The organism is Nonomuraea sp. B5E05, assembly GCF_039880665.1.
Taxonomy (GTDB): domain Bacteria; phylum Actinomycetota; class Actinomycetes; order Streptosporangiales; family Streptosporangiaceae; genus Nonomuraea.
The window spans coordinates 77,817-95,637 of record NZ_JBDPMJ010000009.1 but is presented as its reverse complement, the minus strand read 5'-3'; the positions used below and the strand labels follow the sequence as shown (position 1 = coordinate 95,637).

The window sequence follows — 17,821 nt, the reverse complement described above, 5'->3', positions numbered from 1 at the left end:
AGCGTTCTTGCCGGGCGTTCTGCTCAGGCGTTGACGATGCGGTTGATGTTGTCGGGGGACAGGTAGTGCTCGATGGCGAGCATCCCGGCGCCGAGCACGGCGGCGTTGATGCCCGTACGGCTGGGCGTGATCGACAGGTGGTGCGTGGCCAGCGGGAGGGATCTGCGGTAGACCGTCTCCCTGATCCCGGCGAGCAGGTGCTCGTGCACGCGCGACAGCGCCCCGCCGATGACGATGACCTCGGGGTTGAAGAAGTTGACCAGGCTGGCCAGCACCTCGCCGATGAGCCGGCCCGCCTCCCTGACCAGCCGCAGCGCCTGCGTGTTGCCGGCCTGCACCAGCGCGACGACGTCGGCCCCGGTCTCGGCGGGCAGGCCCAGCTCGGTCAGCCGCCTGGCGATCGCGGCGCCGCCCGCCACGGCCTCCAGGCAGGCGCTGTTGCCGCACCGGCAGCCGGCGTCCTCGTGGCCGCTGACCCTGATGTGGCCGATGTCGCCCGCCGAGCCCTGCGCGCCCCTGTGCAGTCTGCCCTGGGCCACGATGCCGCAGCCGATGCCGGTGCCGACCTTGACGAACAGCAGGTGGCCGGCGTCGGCGAAGGAGGTGCGGTGCTCACCGAGCGCCATCACGTTGACGTCGTTGTCGACCAGCACCTCCACCCCGTCGAAGTAGTCGGGAATGGGGTAGTCGTTCCAGCCCGGCATGATCGGCGGGTTGTTCGGCCGCCCGGTGGCGAACTCGACGGGTCCCGGAACCCCGACGCCGACGGCGCGCAGAGCGGACCTGGGCCGTCCCGCCGTGCCGAGCAGCCGGTCGAGCCGCTGGTCGACGTGGGCGAGCACCTTCTCTGGGCCTTCGCTGATCAGCAACGAGTCCTCGCACTCGGCGAGCACGTTGCCGGAGATGTCCATCAGTGCGACGCGGCAGTGCGTGGCCCCCAGGTCGACGCCGGCGAAGGCGTGGTCCTCGGTGTGCAGGCGCAGTTGCCGCGGCGGCCGCCCTCCGGTGGACTCGCCGCTCTCGGTCTCCTCCACCAGGCCGCGTTCGATCAGCGCGTCGACCCGCTGCGAGATCGTCGATCTGGCGAGGCCGGTGAGCCGCGCGAGATCGGAACGGGTCGTCGCCGATCCGGCGCTGATCAGCGTCAGCACGTCGCCGGCGGAGCCCGGCTGGGGGGTCATGTGGCGACAATAAGATCACCGATACGGCAAATCAAGAGTATAGATCGCCCAAACTCCCCCAACTTCCGCCGAAGATCGAACAAAGCCTATTCGATTCCCGACATTCCCCCCATTGCTTGACATTTGGCCAGTTGTCTGATGACCCCAGAACGACGAAACCGGTCCCCGCCACAGGCGAGGACCGGCTCGGGAGGCCGCCGCCTTACAGCATGGCCTTCATCGAGTCACCCGCCGTGAGCACGTACGGCTGCTCGGCCATGATCGCCTCCCAGTTGCCGGCGATCGTCTCGGGTGTGAGGTCGTCGGTCTTCCAGCCGGGACCCTCGGCCACGAACACCCGCGCCACCCGGCCGCCGCCGACGCTGAACACTTCGCCGCTGGCCTCGCACGAGTCGTGCACGAGGTAGGCCACCAGCGCGCTCACCCGCTCGGGCGTGAACTTGGCCTCGAACTCGGCCGGCAGCAGCGCCTCGGTCATCCGGGTCCACGCGATGGGGGCGATGGCGTTGGCCTTGATGCCGTTGCGCGCGCCCTCGATGCCCAGGGTCTTGGTCAGGCCGACCAGGCCCATCTTCGCGGTCGAGTAGTTGGCCTGGCCGAAGTTGCCGAACAGGCCGGCCGGGCTGGAGGTGTTGACGATGCGGCCGTAGCCCGCCGCCTTCATCAGCGGGTAGGCGGCCTGGGTGACCAGGTAGGAGCCGCGTACGTGCACGGCGAGCACGCCGTCGAAGTCCTCGACCGTCATCTTGCCGAACGACTTGTCGCGCAGGATGCCGGCGTTGTTGACGACGATGTCGACCTTGCCGAACGCGTCGACGGCGGTGCTCACGATGGCCCTGGCGCCCTCGGGCGTGGCGACGTTGTCGGTGCTGGCGACGGCCTGGCCGCCGTTCTTCGTGATGAGCTCGGCCACCTCGGCGGCGGGCCCCGCGGAGGCGCCGGTGCCGTCGAGCGCGCCCCCGAGGTCGTTGACCACGACCTTGGCCCCGCGCTCGGCCAGCAGCAGCGCGTGCGACCTGCCGAGGCCGTGCCCCGCCCCCGTGATGATCGCGACCCTGTCATCGAACCGAAGCATCGAACCTCCCAGGCAGGAGAACAACATTCTAGTACGGGTACGATAACCCGCCGCCGGTTCCAGCGCCCGCCCGGCGCTCGGGAGCCCTCGTCCCGGCGGCACCGATCAAACCCGGAACCACGGAGCCGGCGCCGCGGTCAGGCCGGGAACCACAGGTCCTGCTCGCCCGCCACCCGGCGCACCCGCCCTCTGGCCTCCAGCCAGGCCAGGTGCGCGAGCGTCTCGTTGTTGGCCGCGCGCCGCATGAACGGCGGGATCGTCTCCCACGGCCGCGACCAGGTCAGCCGGGTGGCCAGGTCCCAGCAGGCGGCGCCGTCGAGTGAGCCCACCACGCGCTCGATCTCGGCCAGCCGCTCGTCGTGGTGCGCCATCACGGTGTCGACCCGCTCGGCCAGCTCCAGGAAACGGTATTCATGCGCGGGCAGCACCTCCTCGACGTCCAGCTTGCGCACGGCGGCCAGCGAGTCGAGGTAGTCGGCCAGCGGGTTGGGGCCCGACTGCGGGTGCACGGCCACGATCGGCGTGATCTTGGCCAGCACGTGGTCGCCGGAGAACAGCACCCTGCGCGCGGGCGAGACGAAGCACAGGTGCCCGGGCGAGTGGCCGGGCGTCCAGACGGCCCGCAGGTCCCAGCCGGGCAGCCCGAGCTCGTCGCCGTCCTCCACCAGCCGGTCGGGCTTGGCCATGGTGACCACGTGCCGGATCATCATCGAGGCCCCGGCCAGCTCGTCCAGCGTCAGCTCGGGCACCCCGCAGCGGCGCAGCAGCTCGCGCTCCCGTTCCACAAGGGAGTCGATGGCCGCGTCGTCGTAACGCTCGCGGACCAGCCGCGCGTCGGCCGGGTGCAGCGCGATCCACGCGCCCGACATCTCACGGACGCGCCCGGCCAGCCCGTAGTGGTCAGGGTGGATGTGGGTGACGAGCACGCCCTTGACGTCGGTGATCGCGTAGCCCGCCACGGCCAGGCCGGCGACGAGCGCGTCGTACGCCTCGTCGGTGTTCCACCCGGCGTCGATGATCGCCACCCCGTCGGGCAGCTCCAGGACGTAGACCAGCACGTACCGCAGGGGATTGACCGGGATCGGAACCGGCACGGACCACAACCCCGGGCGCACCCGTTCGACCTCGGGGATCGCCCCGCCCGCCCACGCGTCCCGCTGTGCCACATTGGCAGGGGTCACCACAAGTTTCGTCATGGACTCGATTGTGCCCGAACGAGGTTCGGCATCCGAATCATGTTCTACTAGGATCATGAAGCAGAGCCGCGAGCATTCCGACACTGGCCGCTTCGTCCGGCAGCCCAACCGTTTCACGGACCGGCTCGGCCCGCCCGAGCCCGGACGGTACCGGCTCTACGCCTCCTACGCCTGCCCGTGGGCGCAGCGCGTGCTGATCGTACGGTCACTTCTCGGGCTGCAGGACCTGCTGGACGTCACGATCGTGGATCCCGTCCGCGACGAGAAGGGCTGGCGCGTTCCCGGCGGCGACCCGGAATATCTCTCGGAGCTCTACCACGCGACGGACCCCGGCTACACGGGCCGCTACACCGTCCCCTGCGTCTGGGACACGAAGGACCAGCGCATCGTCACCAACGACTTCCCCCAGATCACCCTCGATCTGGAGACGTCATGGGGCACCTCGCCGAACCTCTACCCGGAGCGACTGCGGCCGGACATCGACATCATGAACGACCGCCTCTACCACGGCCTCAACAACGCGGTGTACGAGGCCGGCTTCGCCCGCGACCAGCAGGTGTACGAGGAGGCGGTCACCCGCGTCTTCACCACCCTCGACCTCCTGGAGGTACGCCTGGCGGAGTCGGAGTTCCTCTTCGACACGCTCACTGACAGTGATGTGCGCCTCTACACGACCCTCGCCAGGTTCGACACCGTCTACCACGCGCACTTCAAGTGCTCCATCAGGCGGCTGACCGACTATCCGGCGCTGTGGGCGTACGCGCGCAGGCTGTACGCTCTCCCGGCCTTCCGCGAAACCACCGACTTCGACCAGATCAAGCGTCATTACTACATCACCCAGACCGACATCAACCCGAGCCGGATCGTGCCGGTAGGGCCCGAGCTGGACTGGAGCCTGTAGGCGCGGGTATCCGGACGAACAACAGCGCCGAGGCCAGCGTCACCACGGCCACCACACCCCAGGCGGCGGCGAGGCCCGCCTGGGCGGCCAGGGCGCCGAGCGTGAGGTTGGCCAGGGTCCCGCCGGACTGCAGGGCGATGGAGCTCGTCGAGGTGACCGTGGTGCGCTCGGAGGCGGTGACGGCCTTGTGGGTCAGCTCCAGGCAGAGCACGCCCGTCAGCGAGAGGCCGACGAACAGCACGACGTAGGCCATCCCCGCGCTCAGCGTTCCCGGCAGGCCGTCCAGGCCCGCGGTCGCGGCCAGCGCGCCCACGGAGAGCGCGGCCAGCACCGTCCCCGCGACCGCTCCCCCGGCCGAGCCACCGGCCACCCGGGCCACGCGCGGCGCGAGCACGTTGCCCATCGTGCTGCCCGCGAAGCCGAGCGCCGCGACCACGGCATAGGCCAGGCTGCCTTCTTCCGCCGTGCCCGCCAGCTCGGCCAGCCGTCCGGGGGTGAGCAGCTCGATGGTCATCAGCACCACGCCCGTCGCCACCGCGACCATCATGAGCCTGCGCAGCAGCGCGTGGCCCGCCGCCAGCCGGATGCCGCCCGCCACCGTCACGGGCACCCCGCGCAGGACGCTCGACAGCGTGCGGCGCGGGTGGGCCGGCTCGGGCAGCGCGAGCATGACCACGAACAGCAGCACCGCCGCCGCTACCGCGCCCAGCATCGACGGCGCGGCCAGGGGGAGGATCAGCGAGGGCGGCACCAGGAGCGGCAGGCCGCCGCCCGCCAGGACGCCGACGCACAGGGCCACGGACTCCATCGCGCCGCCTCTGGCCAGGCCGGGCTTGAGGTCTGCGTCGTGGCCCTCGAGGCCGTGCAGCGTGTCGACGTACCAGGAGGTGGCGGGGCCGCTGGACAGGGCCCTGGCCACGCCTTTCAGCACGCCGGCCACCATGAACATCCCGAGCGTCGTGGACACGCTCATCAGTGCCAGGCCCGCGACGGTGAACGCGGCCGAGGCCGCCAGCACCACGCGCCGCCCCAGGACGTCGGCCAGCCCGCCGGTGGGCAGTTCGAGGCTCACGGTCACGATCGAGAACACCGTCGTCACCAGCCCGATCTGCGCCAGGCTGAGGCCTCGCTCGGTCATCAGCAGCACCTGGGCGGCCATCGCGAGCCCGAGCGGCAACCAGGTCAGGAAGCTGACGAGCATGTAGCGGTGTAAGGCCGATCGCGCGGTCATCGGTCGTCCCGCCCCTCCTCACGGTTGCGCGGGATCGCGCCGAACCAGACGGTGACCTGCCTCGCGGCCGGGTCGGCGGCGTAGCGGGTGGAGAGCTCGCCCATCAGCTCCTCGATCCTGTTCTTCAGCTCCTGGATCGCCGCGGGCGGCAGCGTGAGGAGGTGGTCGCTCATCCCAGCGGCCTCCACCCAGTCGTCGGCCCAGTCACCGGGGTCGAACGCCTCCATCAGCCGCCCGACCATCTCGGCCTGCCGCAGGTGCACGACCTTGACGGCCTCGCGGCCCTCCTCGGTGCCGGACAGCTCGACGGCGTCCCAGGAGGTGTAGCGGTGACGGGCCCGCCATCGGCGCTCGCGCCCGTCGCGCCGGTCGGGGTCCTCCTCGATGAAGCCGTACTTGAACAGCTCGCGCAGGTGGTAGCTGGTCGAGCCGGAGCTCTCGCCGACCTTGCGGCCCAGCTCGCTCGCGGTGGCCGGCCCGTCGCTGCGCAGCAGGCCGAGCAGGCGCACCCGCAGCGGGTGGGCGACGACCTTGAGCACCTGCGCGTCACTGATTTGGTACTGCTCCTCCATGCCCTCCACCGTAGACCGCAAAGACAATTTTGCAAAGTGTATTTGGCGATTTCTCCGGCTCATAAACTGTGGGGATGCTTGACGACATCCAGGTGGACGACGCGGTCTTCGCGCTGCGCCCCGACTTCGCGGTCCTCGTCATGACCGCCCGCGACCTGCGCAACGGGCCCACCGACGAGCGCTCACGCGCCTGGCTCGCCGAGGCCTCGGCCGTTTCCGTCCAGACCGACAAGATCGACGCCTGGAAGGACGCCTACCGCGCGTTCGGGGCCAAGCCGCAGCGCACCAGGCCCTCGGTCGACGCGCTCACCCGCCGGATGCCGCTTCCGGAGATCAACCAGGTCGTCGACGCCTACAACTCGATCAGCGTGAAGCACGCGCTGCCCATCGGCGGGGAAGACCTCGACCGCTATTCCGGCCCGGCACGGCTGGTCAGGGCGAGCGGCGACGAGGCCTCCGAGGAGGCGCTCGGCACGCCCGACCCCGGCGAGGTGATCTGGCGCGACGACCTCGGGGTGACCTGCCGCAGGTGGAACTGGCGCCAGGTGGCGCGCACCCGGCTCACCGAGGAGACCACCAACGCGATCTTCCTGCTCGAGCGCCTGGAGCCGATGTCGCTGGAGGAGCTCAAGCAGGCGGGCGAGGAACTCGCCGACCTACTGTCCGTGTTGTCCCCTCAGGTGCGAATCGCCAGCAGATTGGTGTCTGGAGGGAAGTAAACCTCCGGACAGGGTGTTGATACCAAATAGTGATAATCGCGCAACCCCCCGGGTTGACTAGGGGGTCGTGACCTCATCGCGCCGTCCTGAGAGGATCGTGCGTGGCGGCACGCCCACCTAGGCGCGCGCTGCCAGTCCGGGCGAGTAGCCTTGGAAAGGTTCTCTAACATCAACGCCGATCTGCGGAAGAGGGCGATTTCCGCCGTGTCGTCTGAGTCGTCGCGGACAAACCCGCTGGCAAGCTTTGGTCAGAACGAGTGGCTTGTCGACGAGCTGTACCAGAAATACCTCCAAGACCCCGAGTCGGTCGACAAGGCTTGGTGGAATTTCTTCGCTGACTACAACCCTGACTACGGACCGGGCCGGTCCCCGGCCAAGGAGGCGGGGAACGGCACTGTGACCGCCCCCGCGCCTCCCAAGGCGGCGCCGAAGGCGCCACCTGCGGCCGAGAAGCCGAAGCAACCGGCCACCCCGGTGCCCAAGGGCGCCGAGGAGGTGAAGTTGCGCGGGGCCGCGGCCCGCACGGCCGCCAACATGGAGCAGTCGCTGTCGGTGCCGACCGCGACCAGCGTGCGCGCCATCCCGGCCAAGCTGCTGGTCGACAACCGCATTGTGATCAACAATCACCTCAAGCGGGGCCGCGGCGGCAAGGTGTCCTTCACCCACCTGATCGGCTTCGCGATCGTCAAGGCGCTGCGCGCCATGCCGGAGATGAACTACTCCTACACGGAGATCGACGGCAAGCCCACGCTCGTCAAGCCCGAGCACGTGGGCTTCGGCCTGGCGATCGACGTGCAGAAGAGCAACGGCGAGCGCCAGCTCCTCGTGCCCTCGATCAAGGGCGCGGAAGAGATGGACTTCCGGCAGTTCTGGATGGCCTACGAAGAGGTCGTCCGCAAGGCGCGGGGCGGCAAGCTCGGCGTCGACGACTTCGCCGGCACCACGATCTCGCTGACCAACCCCGGCACCATCGGCACCGTGCACTCCGTGCCCCGCCTGATGCCCGGCCAGGGCACGATCATCGGCGTCGGCGCGATGGAATACCCCGCCGAATACCAGGGCGCCTCGCCCGACACGCTCTCGCGCCTGGCCGTCTCCAAGGTCATGACGCTGACCAGCACCTACGACCACCGGATCATCCAGGGCGCCCAGTCGGGCGACTTCCTGCGCCAGATCCACCGGCTGCTGCTGGGCGAGGACGGCTTCTACGACGAGGTCTTCGAGTCGCTGCGGATCCCGTACGAACCGGTCCGCTGGGTCCAGGACGTGTCGACGTCGCACGACGACGACGTGTCCAAGTCGGCGCGGGTGCTGGAGCTGATCCACGCCTACCGCGTGCGCGGCCACCTGATGGCCGAGACCGACCCGCTGGAATACAAGCAGCGCAAGCACCCCGACCTCGACATCCAGTCGCACGGCCTGACGCTGTGGGACCTCGAGCGGGAGTTCGCCACCGGCGGGTTCGGCGGCCGGCCGCTGATGAAGCTGCGCGAGATCCTGGGCGTGCTGCGCGACTCCTACTGCCGCACGGTCGGCATCGAGTACATGCACATCCAGAACCCCGAAGAGCGGGCCTGGATCCAGGAGCGGGTGGAGAAGCCGCACAAGTCGCCCGAGCGCGACGAGCAGCTCAACATCCTGTCGCGGCTCAACACCGCCGAGGCGTTCGAGACGTTCCTGCAGACGAAGTTCGTCGGCCAGAAGCGCTTCTCGCTGGAGGGCGGCGAGTCCCTGATCCCGCTGCTCGACTCGGTGATCAGCGACGCCGCCGACGAAGACCTCGACGAGGTCGTCATCGGCATGGCCCACCGCGGCCGGCTCAACGTGCTGGCCAACATCGTCGGCAAGTCCTACGCGCAGATCTTCGGCGAGTTCGAGGGCAACATCGATCCGCGCACGGCGCACGGCTCCGGCGACGTGAAATACCACCTGGGCGCGACGGGCGAGTTCACCGCGCCGAGCGGTAAGACGATCACCGCGTCGGTGGTCGCCAACCCCTCCCACCTGGAGGCGGTCGACCCGGTCCTGGAGGGCGTCGTCCGCGCCAAGCAGGACCTCCTGGAGCGCGGCGAGGAGGGCTTCACCGTCCTGCCCGTCCTCGTCCACGGCGACGCGGCCTTCGCCGGCCAGGGTGTCGTGGCCGAGACGCTCAACCTGTCGCAGCTGCGCGGCTACCGCACCGGCGGCACCGTGCACGTGGTGGTCAACAACCAGGTGGGCTTCACCACCTCGCCCGCCTCGTCCCGCTCGTCGGTCTACGCGACCGACGTGGCGCGGATGATCCAGGCACCGATCTTCCACGTCAACGGCGACGACCCCGAGGCCGTGGTGCGCGTGGGCGAGCTGGCCTACGAATACCGCCAGGCGTTCCGCAAGGACGTCGTCATCGACCTCATCTGCTACCGCCGCCGCGGCCACAACGAGGGCGACAACCCGGCCTTCACCCAGCCGCTGATGTACGACCTGATCGACGCCAAGCGCTCGACCCGCAAGCTCTACACCGAGGCGCTGATCGGCCGGGGCGACATCACGGTCGAGGAGGCCGAGCAGGCGCTGCGCGACTACCAGGCCAAGCTGGAGCAGGCGTTCACCGAGACCCGCGAGGCGGCCAAGAAGCCGCTGGAGGCGGGCGCCATGCGGGTGCCGCCGGCCGAGGTGGACAAGTGGTCGCACGACGACACGCCGACGGCGATCAGCGACGAGACGCTCAAGCGCATCGTCGACACCCAGCTGAGCCTGCCCGAGGGCTTCACGCCGCACCCGCGCCTGGCGCCGGTGTTGCAGCGCCGCGGCCAGATGGTCGAGCAGGACGCCATCGACTGGGCGATGGGCGAGACGCTGGCGTTCGGCTCGCTGCTGATCGACGGCCACCCGGTGCGCCTGGTCGGCCAGGACTCCCGGCGCGGCACGTTCACCCAGCGCCACGCCGTCCTGGTGGACCGGATGACCGGTGCCGACCACACGCCGCTCAAGACGTTCAACCACGGCACGACGAAGTTCTACGTCTACGACTCGCTGCTCAGCGAGTTCGCGGCGCTCGGCTTCGAATACGGCTACAGCGTCGTGCGGCCCGACGCGCTGGTCGCCTGGGAGGCGCAGTTCGGCGACTTCGTCAACGGCGCCCAGACGATCATCGACGAGTTCATCTCGTCGGGCGAGCAGAAGTGGGGCCAGAGGTCCTCGGTCGTGCTGCTGCTGCCGCACGGCTACGAGGGCCAGGGCCCCGACCACTCCTCGGCCCGCATCGAGCGGTTCCTGCAGGTCTGCGCGCTCGACAACATGACGGTCGCGCAGCCGACCACGCCGGCCAACTACTTCCACCTGCTGCGCTGGCAGGTGGAGTCCAAGCGGCACAAGCCGATGGTGGTCTTCACGCCCAAGGTGCTGCTGCGGCTCAAGGCGGCCACGTCGAAGGCGTCCGACTTCACCTCGGGCACCTTCCAGCCGGTGCTCGGCGACACGACGGCCGACCCGGGCAAGGTCACCAAGGTCGTGCTCTGCTCCGGCAAGCTCTACTACGACCTGGCCGCGCAGCGCGACAAGAAGGGCCGTGACGACGTCGCCATCGTCCGGCTGGAGCGCCTCTACCCGTTCCCTGCCGACGAGCTGGCCACCGAGCTGGCGCGTTACAGCGATCAGGCGGAGCTGGTCTGGGCCCAGGACGAGCCGGTCAACATGGGGCCGTGGCCCTACCTGACGCTCAAGCTGGCCGAGGACCCGCAGGTCCTGGGCGGGCGGCGGCTGCAGCGGGTGTCGCGCACCCCCAACAGTTCGCCGGCCACGGGCTCGCACAACACGCACGACCATGAGCTCGAGGCCATTGTCGAGCAGCTCTTCGGCTGAAGCAGGTCCGCACGGTGAGCCCCCGGCCCGTCCGGGGGCTCACTGGCGTTCTGACAGGTTGAGCCGGGCGATTCGCCCGCTGGAAGGAATGGACGACGATGTACTTCACCGATCGGGGGATCGAGGAACTGGTCGAGCGCCGGGGCGAGGAGGAGGTCAGCCTCCTGTGGCTCGGCGAGCGGCTGCGCGAGTTCGTCGACCTCAACCCCGAGTTCGAGACGCCCGTCGAGCGGCTGGCCACGTGGCTGGCGCGGCTGGACGACGAGGACGACGACTGACTCGTTCCTGACGCCCATAAACGCGATACATCTTGAGATCTCGTCAGACGCGACATATCGTGTCACTAGACGACGTGTCGCCAAGAAGGGCAGGGATCATGCAACAGTGGGCGATCGAGGCACCCGAGCAGCTCACGTTCGGCCAGGTGGAGACGCTGGACGTACGCATCGTGGCCGGACGGCTGGCCGTGCTCGCCAGCGAGGGCCCACCCACGCTGGAGGTGGCCGAGGTCGACTCGGCGGCGCCGCTCATCGTGACCTACGACGAGCACACCCGGTCGCTCACCGTCGCTTACAAGGACCTGACGTGGGACGGCATGCTCGGCTGGCTGCGCCGCGACCGCCGCAGGACGGTGTTGTCGATCGCCGTGCCGAAAACGTGCAGGGTCAACGCCGGCGTGGTCACCGCGCCCGCCGTGGTGGCCGGGTTCGAGACGAGGACCCACGTCAAGAGCGTGTCGGGCGAGATCGTGCTCGACGCCGTGAGCGGCGACGTGCTGGCCAACACCGTCTCGGGCCCTGTCGAGAGCCGTGCGATGTCCGGCGACCTGGCGTTCAAGAGCGTCTCCGGCGACCTGACGGTGGCCGACGGCTCTCCGCGCAGACTGAAGGCCACCACGATCTCCGGCCGGTTCACGGCCGACCTGGCGCTGAATCCCACGGGTCACGTGACGCTCAACAGCGTCTCCGGTGACATCCTGGTCAGACTGCCGGAGAACGTCGAGGCGGACGTCAGCCTCAGATCCACCTCGGGCAGGCTCGTCAGCACGTTCGACGAACTGTCCAACACGGGAGGCCCCGGCTCCAAAGCGCTGTCGGGGCGGCTGGGTGGCGGCATGGCCTCGCTGTCGGCGATCACGGTCTCCGGTGAGGTCACGCTGCTCAAGGGGGAGAAGGAATGAGCCCTGTCTTCGGTCACGGCCGGCTGCGGCTGTACCTGCTCAAGCTGCTGGACGAGAGCCCGCGCCACGGCTACGAGGTCATCCGGCTGCTCCAGGACCGGTTCCTCGGCGTCTACTCGCCCTCGCCCGGCACGATCTACCCGCGCCTCGCCCGCCTGGAGGAGGAGGGCCTGGTGACGCACGAGGTGGTCGAGGGCAAGAAGGTGTTCTCGATCACCGACCGGGGCCGTGAGGAGCTGAACGACCGGCTCGACGAGCTCGACGACCTGGAGGAGGAGATCTCCGCCTCCGTGCGCGACATCGCCCGCGAGGTCAAGGAGGACGTCCGCGACACCGTCAAGTCGTTGCGCGACGAGCTGACCCGGATGGCCAAGGACGTGCGGACCAGCAGCCACGACGACGCCAGGGACCTGCTCGACAAGCAGAGGGAGGGCCTCAGGCGGCTCAAGGAGCAGCAGAAACGCCAGTGGATGGAACACGCCGACCACTGGCAGGGCGAAGGCGAACGGCTCAGCGAGGAATGGCGCAGGATCTGGTCGGAGGTCTGGGCCACCCTCGGGGGCGCGCCGCCCAACCGGGCCGACCTCGACGCAGAGCTGGGCGAGTTGCTGGCCGACTTCGTCGCCCAGACGCGCGAGGAGGCGTCGGGCACGCGCCTGACACCGGAGAAGGTGGCGGCGCTGCGCGTGACGCTCGACGACGCCGCCCGCAACGTCCGCGACATCCTCGAACGCTGACCCGACCCGCGCACCCCGCCCGCAGCGTGGGCGTCAGGCGGGACGCAGGAGACGCTCGACACGACGTGCCCTCCGTGCGGTGCGGCGGGCACCGTAGGCGATGGGCATGTAGCGCAGGCGTTCGGGCAGGCGCGGCGTGAGCGTCGCCACCGCGTGCCCGATCCGCCGCAGCCGCCGCTCGTCCCGGGCCGCCCATCGCAGCCCCAGCTTCCCGCGTACGGCCGGCGGCAGCGTGCCGACGGTCACGAAGTGGTTGAACTCCCCCGACCCCACCCCGACCGGCGTCCACAACCCGCGCAGCGGCCGGGGCAGGCCGGGCGGCGCCGGGGTGCCCCGCATGACGGCCAGCACCTCCAGCGCGGTCGGGTGCGGCTCCAACCGGTCGGCCACCATGTCGTCGAAATACCGCCAGTACGCCGCCAGATCGCCCGGCATCTCCCGCTCGGGCACCCGCAGGATCGCGCCGAGCTGCCGCGACTCGGCGTAGAACCGCTCCTCCTGCTCATGGGTGAACGGGGTGCCGAACCACCGGTTGAGCGCGATGAAGCGTTCGAACAGGGAGAGGTGCACCCAGGCCCACGCCTCGCCGTTCAGCGCGTGGTAGTGCCTGCCGTGCTCGTCCACCCCGCTGATGTCCCGGTGCAGCCTCCTGAGCCGCTCGCCCTCCGCCGGGCCGCCGGCGCCGCCGTACACCCAGGTCTGGACGGAGGCGAGCGTACGGGTGAGCCGCCCCCACGGGTCCGACTTGTACGTGGAGTGCTCGGCTACGGCCGCGCCCACGGCCGGGTGCATGGTCTGGAGGACCAGCGCGCTGCCGGCCACGAGCAGGTTGCGATATTCACCGGCCGTATCCCAGTGCAGCGAACCTGGGCCGAAGGGTTCGACGTCCATGCTGACGACCTCCCGGGTGATACGGCTTTCTCTGCTTGTATCACCCAGAAGCGCCAGAAGTAACCATTTACTTATTCATCCGCAAAAGACGATCTTCCCGAAGATCTCCCCCTCCGCCATGGCCGCGAACCCGTCACGCGCCTCGGCCAGCGGCACCGTACGGTCGACGACCGGACGTACTCCGGTCTGCTCCAGGAACACCGCCAGCCGCTGCAGCTGGTCGCGCGTCCCCATCGTCGAGCCGACCACGGACAGCTGCAGGAAGAACACCCTGTTGAGATCGGCGGGCGGGACCGCGCCGCTGGTGGCACCGGACACGACGATGCGGCCGCCGGGCTTGAGCGACTTGAGTGAGTGGTCCCAGGTCGCCTGCCCGACCGTCTCCATGACGGCGTCGACCCGCTCGGGCAGCCGCGCGCCCGTCTCGAAGACCTGGTCGGCGCCGAGCTCGCGGGCACGCTCGCGCTTGGCCTCCGTACGGCTGGTCGCCCAGACCCGGTAGCCGCCCGCCCTGCCGAGCGCGATCAGCGCGGTGGCGACGCCGCCGCCCGCGCCCTGCACCAGCACGGTGGCGCCGGGCTGGAGCCCGGCCTTGTCGAACAACATGCGGTACGCGGTCAGCCACGCCGTCGGCAGGCAGGCGGCGTGCTCGAAGCTGAGCGCGGCCGGCTTGGGCACGAGGTTGCGGCGCGGCACGGCGACCCGCTCGGCGAACGTGCCGTCGTACGTCTCCGACAGCAGGCTGCGCCTGGGGTCCAGCGTCTCGTCGGGGCCCGAGCCGATCACCGCGTGCACGATGACCTCGTTGCCGTCCTCGTCCACGCCGGCGGCGTCGCAGCCCAGCACGATCGGCAGCCGGTCCTGCCGGATGCCGACGCCCTTGAGCGTCCACAGGTCGTGGTGGTTGAGCGCGGCGGCCCGCACGGAGACGGTCGTCCAGCCGTCCGGCGTCTTGGGCTCGGGGTGCTCGCCGAGCGTCAGCCCGGCGAGCGGATTGTCAGGATCGGTCTGTGTGGCGGTTACGGCGAACATGGCCGCACCCTACTAACAAGATTTCGCTCGACGGCCCGCCACCCTGCCGCCGCGCGTCGCACGTTCTAGTCGAACGCGATCCGGATGCCCTTGATGGCCTGGTCGCGGAACGTCTGGGGGCCGGTGACGGTGACCTGCACCCCGCTGCGGCACACCGAGTCGACGGGCCGCCCGCGTCCGTCGATGACGTAGGGAATCGCGGCGGTGCGCTTACAACCGGGCGCCGGCGCCAGCACCACCATCGTCCCCGCCCCGCCGCCGAACCACAACTGCGGCCCCACCGGCTCGCCCCGCACGGTGTCTCCAGGCCCGGCCAGGCGCACGCCGTCTGTGGAGCCGCCGGCCGACAACACCAGGTAGCCGTCCTTCGTCACCTTGCCCTTGATCCTTTCGGCGAGCGTCGTGCGCTGGTCGAACGACAGCCCCCTCCCCCGGTCGTACATCGCCAGCCGCCACGGCCCGAACGCGAACATCAGCACCTGCCCGTAGCCGCCGCTGCCCGCCGGGCGCGGCCAGAGCGTGACGTTGGGGGCGTAGTTCCTGATCGGCTCGCCGCCTTGGGTGATCTGCGTCTCGCCGCCGTACGGGGCGACGAACTGGCGGTAGTTGCCCTCCACCCAGGCGCCCTGGAACGGTCGCACGCCCATCTCGGCGAGGCCGAGCTCGGCCGGATAGCGCACCTCGGCGCGCGCGCCGTGCGGGAACACCACGTCGATGACCTCGTCCCCGCCCTTCTTCGTGGCGTGGGCGTGCAGGACGTTGGGCGGGTTGTCGATCGTCCGTAAGGACCTGATGGGCTCGGGGACCGGCTGCGGCAGCACGGCCTCGGGCTCGGGATCACGCTCGGGCTCCCGGCTGACGAGCAGGCTGACAGCAGGGACCAGCAGGAGCGCCAGCACCACCACCAGCCCGATCCAGCGGCGGCGTCCGCGCTCGCCGCCTGACTCGATGACGTCGAACCGGTCAGCCACGACGTTCCTCGCCGAGTAGCCTGACTTACGCCTTTCCCTCCAGTTCAGTTGAGGGGGGACCGCCAGCGCAAGCCCTCGAACCTGGCGAAATCCTTGTCGCAGGTCACGAATTCACAACCATGCTCGATGGCGAGCGCCGCGAGGTAGGCGTCCGGGATCAAGTTGCCCGACGCCCCCGCCTGCCGGCACAGCCTGACGAAGATCTCCCAGTGCCTGTCCGCGCCGCTGACCACCAGGGCATGCGGCTGGTTGCGGTAGGACGAGGCGAAGGTCAGGGCACGATCGAGGTCGTCGGGGTTTTTGTAGATGCGCCGGTTGGTGACCGTGCGGACGAAGCCGTTGACGACGAAATCGCTCACGGCGTAGCTGGAGTCACCGTTCACCATCTGTTCCACGATCACATGGCATCGATCGTGATCGGGAGACTCGTGGCGGAAGGCGTTGATGAGGATGTTGATGTCAGCGAGGAGCATGGAACAGCTCCGGGTAGCGCTCCTCGTCATCGAGGTCGTAGACGATGTGCTCCAGCTTCTCGCCGGCGTCCAGCCGCCTCTGGACCCATGTCTGGTAGCCGGGCTCGGCGGTTGATGTGATCAGCTCCACGCGGGGACGTTCCGCCACTTCCGTGGAGCGGTTGATGAGTTGCCGCAAGGCGTCCTCCATCACTGAGTTGAGACTGCGTCCGTTTCTCGCCGCGTATGCCTTCGCCTCGTTGAGGAGCGTCTCGTCGATGCGCACCGTGGTCCTCCGCATGACTCCAGCCTGGGCGAGTGACATAAAAATGTCAACACCGGATAGTAGTCACACGGTCACAGATTTTGCATCCACTTTAGAGGATCACCAGGTCGCCACGTTCACCTCACCGTCGTGGGCCACCCGCACCACCTGCCCGACCAGCTCGCGCGATTCGGCGTCGGCCAGCAGTTCGTCCCGCGTCACCACCGCGTACGCCCGCCCGCCGGAGGGCACGTCCACCACGAGCACCCCTCGTTCGGACGCGCCGTCCCGCCCGTGCGCCACCGTGTACCCGGCGACGACCGCCTCCCCCGAGAAGGCCGGCACGATCGGCGCCTCCTCTGCCACGAACACCGGCGCGGCCGCGTCGAGCAGCCCGCCCGGCAGCCCGCCGGGCTCGCTGGACCAGACGGCGTAGGCGTGCTTGGTCAGGTGCATCCCCACCCCGGTCACCAGCCCGTGCCCGGGCTGCGCGCGTAGCAACCCCGCCATCGTGGCCGTCGAGTGCAGCACGTAACCGCTGGCCGGCCCGCCCGCGTACGGCAGCCCGCCGGTCACCGTGAGCCCGCGCCGGTCCAGCGGGTCGAACCCGATGGCGTCACACGCCTGCCGCAGCGCGATCGCGAAGCAGCTGTAGAGGTCGAGGGCGTGCACATCGTCCGGCCCGAGCCCCGCGCGCTCGAAGGCGGCCTCCGCGGCCCTGCCCATGGCCTCCGAGCGGCCGAGCGCGGGCCGCGCCGCCACCTCCCAGGTGTCCTCCGCGTACGCCCACCCGCGCAGGTACACGCGCTGACCGGCGGGCACCCCGAGCCGGTCGGCCAGCCGCGAGCCGGCCAGGACGACGGCCGCCGCCTGGTCCACCTCCATGACGGCGACCGTGTTCCTGGTGTAGGGCCAGCCGACGAAGCGGTTGCCGTGCACCAGCTCGCCGGGGGTGCGCGCGGTCCTGCGCCAGGCGTACGGGTTGGCGGCGGCCACCTCGGTCATCGGCGCCATCATGCGCCCCCGCTCGCGCATCTCCTCCTCGATCGTGAGGCCGAGCGCCGCCCGCCGCGCCGTCTCCATGATCGCGTACGTGTGCACCGGCATGAACAGCCCGTGGGCCAGCGCCGCCGGATGCGGCGGCCGTTCCCATCCGTAAGGGGGTTTGGGCACGGCCGGATGGCTCCAGGGCACGCTCTCACCCGCCTGCCGGTACGCCCGGCGCGTCGCCAGCGCCTCCGCCCCCGCGATCAGCGCCGAGTCGATCTCCCCTGCCGCGATCCTCGCGGCGGCCTCGCCGATGAGCAGGTGCGGAGCCGTACCGCTGACCTTGGAGTAGGCGCGGTGGCGCGGCGCGGCGCCGAGGCGCTCGGCGAGGCGGCCCACCGGGGAGTCGTACTGCCAGGAGTCGGTGTAGACGAGCTGGATCGAGTCGAGCCGCCCGGCGGGGAGGCGGGCGTCGGCGGTGGCCGCGCGCGCCACCTCCTCCCACAGGTCGAGCGGCTCCGGGCCGGGCTGCTCGCGAATGGTGCGTTGTGCGATGCCAATGAGGCAGGGCGTGCGAGGATCCATGAA

The 17,821-nt window shown here is 70.0% G+C and carries 17 protein-coding genes; 6 read left to right on the top strand and 11 right to left on the bottom strand.

The window, feature by feature from the left end; genetic code table 11:
• Positions 1-23 precede the first annotated feature (23 nt).
• The 3 genes from ABGB01_RS18590 to ABGB01_RS18580 form a co-directional block, all read right to left on the bottom strand.
• Positions 24-1,181: an ROK family transcriptional regulator gene (locus ABGB01_RS18590; RefSeq protein ID WP_347774700.1), complete on the bottom strand. Its 1,158-nt coding sequence runs from the start codon at positions 1,179-1,181 to the stop codon at positions 24-26.
• A 202-nt stretch (positions 1,182-1,383) separates the two neighbouring features.
• Positions 1,384-2,256: an SDR family oxidoreductase gene (locus ABGB01_RS18585; RefSeq protein WP_347774698.1), complete on the bottom strand. Its 873-nt coding sequence runs from the start codon at positions 2,254-2,256 to the stop codon at positions 1,384-1,386.
• 137 nt (positions 2,257-2,393) lie between these two features.
• Positions 2,394-3,452 carry an MBL fold metallo-hydrolase gene (locus tag ABGB01_RS18580; RefSeq protein ID WP_347774697.1) on the bottom strand — a complete coding sequence of 353 codons (1,059 nt, stop codon included), beginning with the start codon at positions 3,450-3,452 and terminating at the stop codon, positions 2,394-2,396.
• Positions 3,453-3,507: 55 nt separating this feature from the next.
• Between ABGB01_RS18580 and ABGB01_RS18575 the strand changes: the two genes are divergently transcribed.
• Positions 3,508-4,353, top strand: coding sequence for a glutathione S-transferase C-terminal domain-containing protein (locus ABGB01_RS18575; protein WP_347774695.1), 846 nt, complete (start codon positions 3,508-3,510; stop codon positions 4,351-4,353).
• Here ABGB01_RS18575 and ABGB01_RS18570 read toward each other — a convergent pair.
• Both ABGB01_RS18570 and ABGB01_RS18565 read right to left on the bottom strand, forming a co-directional pair.
• On the bottom strand, positions 4,301-5,584 hold the full coding sequence (locus ABGB01_RS18570) for an MFS transporter (RefSeq protein WP_347774693.1): 1,284 nt from the start codon (positions 5,582-5,584) through the stop codon (positions 4,301-4,303). The two genes, ABGB01_RS18575 and ABGB01_RS18570, sit on opposite strands and share 53 nt — an antisense overlap.
• Positions 5,581-6,156: a helix-turn-helix domain-containing protein gene (locus ABGB01_RS18565; protein WP_347774692.1), complete on the bottom strand. Its 576-nt coding sequence runs from the start codon at positions 6,154-6,156 to the stop codon at positions 5,581-5,583. Before ABGB01_RS18565 ends, ABGB01_RS18570 begins: the two co-directional genes overlap by 4 nt.
• A gap of 74 nt (positions 6,157-6,230) precedes the next feature.
• Between ABGB01_RS18565 and ABGB01_RS18560 the strand changes: the two genes are divergently transcribed.
• The 5 genes from ABGB01_RS18560 to ABGB01_RS18540 all read left to right on the top strand — a co-directional run bounded on the left by ABGB01_RS18560 (position 6,231) and on the right by ABGB01_RS18540 (position 12,635).
• Positions 6,231-6,875, top strand: a complete 645-nt coding sequence (locus tag ABGB01_RS18560; protein ID WP_347774691.1) for a phenylalanine--tRNA ligase beta subunit-related protein — start codon at positions 6,231-6,233, stop codon at positions 6,873-6,875.
• Between the two features lie 204 nt (positions 6,876-7,079).
• The gene (locus ABGB01_RS18555) at positions 7,080-10,718 is read left to right on the top strand and encodes a multifunctional oxoglutarate decarboxylase/oxoglutarate dehydrogenase thiamine pyrophosphate-binding subunit/dihydrolipoyllysine-residue succinyltransferase subunit (protein ID WP_347774690.1); all 3,639 of its coding nucleotides are present in this window, start codon (positions 7,080-7,082) and stop codon (positions 10,716-10,718) included.
• 98 nt (positions 10,719-10,816) lie between these two features.
• Positions 10,817-10,996: a DUF6104 family protein gene (locus tag ABGB01_RS18550; RefSeq protein ID WP_090772809.1), complete on the top strand. Its 180-nt coding sequence runs from the start codon at positions 10,817-10,819 to the stop codon at positions 10,994-10,996.
• Positions 10,997-11,094: 98 nt separating this feature from the next.
• Positions 11,095-11,898 (top strand): DUF4097 family beta strand repeat-containing protein, encoded by an 804-nt coding sequence (locus ABGB01_RS18545; protein WP_347774689.1) that lies wholly within the window; start codon positions 11,095-11,097, stop codon positions 11,896-11,898.
• On the top strand, positions 11,895-12,635 hold the full coding sequence (locus tag ABGB01_RS18540) for a PadR family transcriptional regulator (RefSeq protein WP_347774687.1): 741 nt from the start codon (positions 11,895-11,897) through the stop codon (positions 12,633-12,635). Before ABGB01_RS18545 ends, ABGB01_RS18540 begins: the two co-directional genes overlap by 4 nt.
• Before the next feature lie 33 nt (positions 12,636-12,668).
• On the opposite strand, the gene ABGB01_RS18535 is transcribed toward ABGB01_RS18540, so the two are convergent.
• The 6 genes from ABGB01_RS18535 to ABGB01_RS18510 all read right to left on the bottom strand — a co-directional run bounded on the left by ABGB01_RS18535 (position 12,669) and on the right by ABGB01_RS18510 (position 17,818).
• Positions 12,669-13,526 (bottom strand): oxygenase MpaB family protein, encoded by an 858-nt coding sequence (locus tag ABGB01_RS18535; RefSeq protein WP_347774686.1) that lies wholly within the window; start codon positions 13,524-13,526, stop codon positions 12,669-12,671.
• A gap of 75 nt (positions 13,527-13,601) precedes the next feature.
• On the bottom strand, positions 13,602-14,558 hold the full coding sequence (locus ABGB01_RS18530; protein WP_347774685.1) for a zinc-binding dehydrogenase: 957 nt from the start codon (positions 14,556-14,558) through the stop codon (positions 13,602-13,604).
• Between the two features lie 65 nt (positions 14,559-14,623).
• Positions 14,624-15,529: a hypothetical protein gene (locus ABGB01_RS18525; RefSeq protein ID WP_347774684.1), complete on the bottom strand. Its 906-nt coding sequence runs from the start codon at positions 15,527-15,529 to the stop codon at positions 14,624-14,626.
• A gap of 44 nt (positions 15,530-15,573) precedes the next feature.
• On the bottom strand, positions 15,574-16,002 hold the full coding sequence (locus ABGB01_RS18520) for a type II toxin-antitoxin system VapC family toxin (RefSeq protein WP_347774683.1): 429 nt from the start codon (positions 16,000-16,002) through the stop codon (positions 15,574-15,576).
• Positions 15,989-16,267, bottom strand: coding sequence for a hypothetical protein (locus ABGB01_RS18515; protein WP_132513837.1), 279 nt, complete (start codon positions 16,265-16,267; stop codon positions 15,989-15,991). Before ABGB01_RS18515 ends, ABGB01_RS18520 begins: the two co-directional genes overlap by 14 nt.
• A gap of 99 nt (positions 16,268-16,366) precedes the next feature.
• Positions 16,367-17,818 (bottom strand): acetyl-CoA synthetase, encoded by a 1,452-nt coding sequence (locus tag ABGB01_RS18510; RefSeq protein WP_347774681.1) that lies wholly within the window; start codon positions 17,816-17,818, stop codon positions 16,367-16,369.
• Between the last annotated feature and the right edge of the window lie 3 nt (positions 17,819-17,821).

Coding starts and splice junctions, on each gene's coding strand:
- ABGB01_RS18590 (WP_347774700.1), bottom strand. CDS start 1,181: ATGACCCCCCAGCCGGGCTCCGCCGGCGACGTGCTGACGCTGATCAGC.
- ABGB01_RS18585 (WP_347774698.1), bottom strand. CDS start 2,256: ATGCTTCGGTTCGATGACAGGGTCGCGATCATCACGGGGGCGGGGCAC.
- ABGB01_RS18580 (WP_347774697.1), bottom strand. CDS start 3,452: ATGACGAAACTTGTGGTGACCCCTGCCAATGTGGCACAGCGGGACGCG.
- ABGB01_RS18575 (WP_347774695.1), top strand. CDS start 3,508: ATGAAGCAGAGCCGCGAGCATTCCGACACTGGCCGCTTCGTCCGGCAG.
- ABGB01_RS18570 (WP_347774693.1), bottom strand. CDS start 5,584: ATGACCGCGCGATCGGCCTTACACCGCTACATGCTCGTCAGCTTCCTG.
- ABGB01_RS18565 (WP_347774692.1), bottom strand. CDS start 6,156: ATGGAGGAGCAGTACCAAATCAGTGACGCGCAGGTGCTCAAGGTCGTC.
- ABGB01_RS18560 (WP_347774691.1), top strand. CDS start 6,231: ATGCTTGACGACATCCAGGTGGACGACGCGGTCTTCGCGCTGCGCCCC.
- ABGB01_RS18550 (WP_090772809.1), top strand. CDS start 10,817: ATGTACTTCACCGATCGGGGGATCGAGGAACTGGTCGAGCGCCGGGGC.
- ABGB01_RS18545 (WP_347774689.1), top strand. CDS start 11,095: ATGCAACAGTGGGCGATCGAGGCACCCGAGCAGCTCACGTTCGGCCAG.
- ABGB01_RS18540 (WP_347774687.1), top strand. CDS start 11,895: ATGAGCCCTGTCTTCGGTCACGGCCGGCTGCGGCTGTACCTGCTCAAG.
- ABGB01_RS18535 (WP_347774686.1), bottom strand. CDS start 13,526: ATGGACGTCGAACCCTTCGGCCCAGGTTCGCTGCACTGGGATACGGCC.
- ABGB01_RS18530 (WP_347774685.1), bottom strand. CDS start 14,558: ATGTTCGCCGTAACCGCCACACAGACCGATCCTGACAATCCGCTCGCC.
- ABGB01_RS18520 (WP_347774683.1), bottom strand. CDS start 16,002: ATGCTCCTCGCTGACATCAACATCCTCATCAACGCCTTCCGCCACGAG.
- ABGB01_RS18510 (WP_347774681.1), bottom strand. CDS start 17,818: ATGGATCCTCGCACGCCCTGCCTCATTGGCATCGCACAACGCACCATT.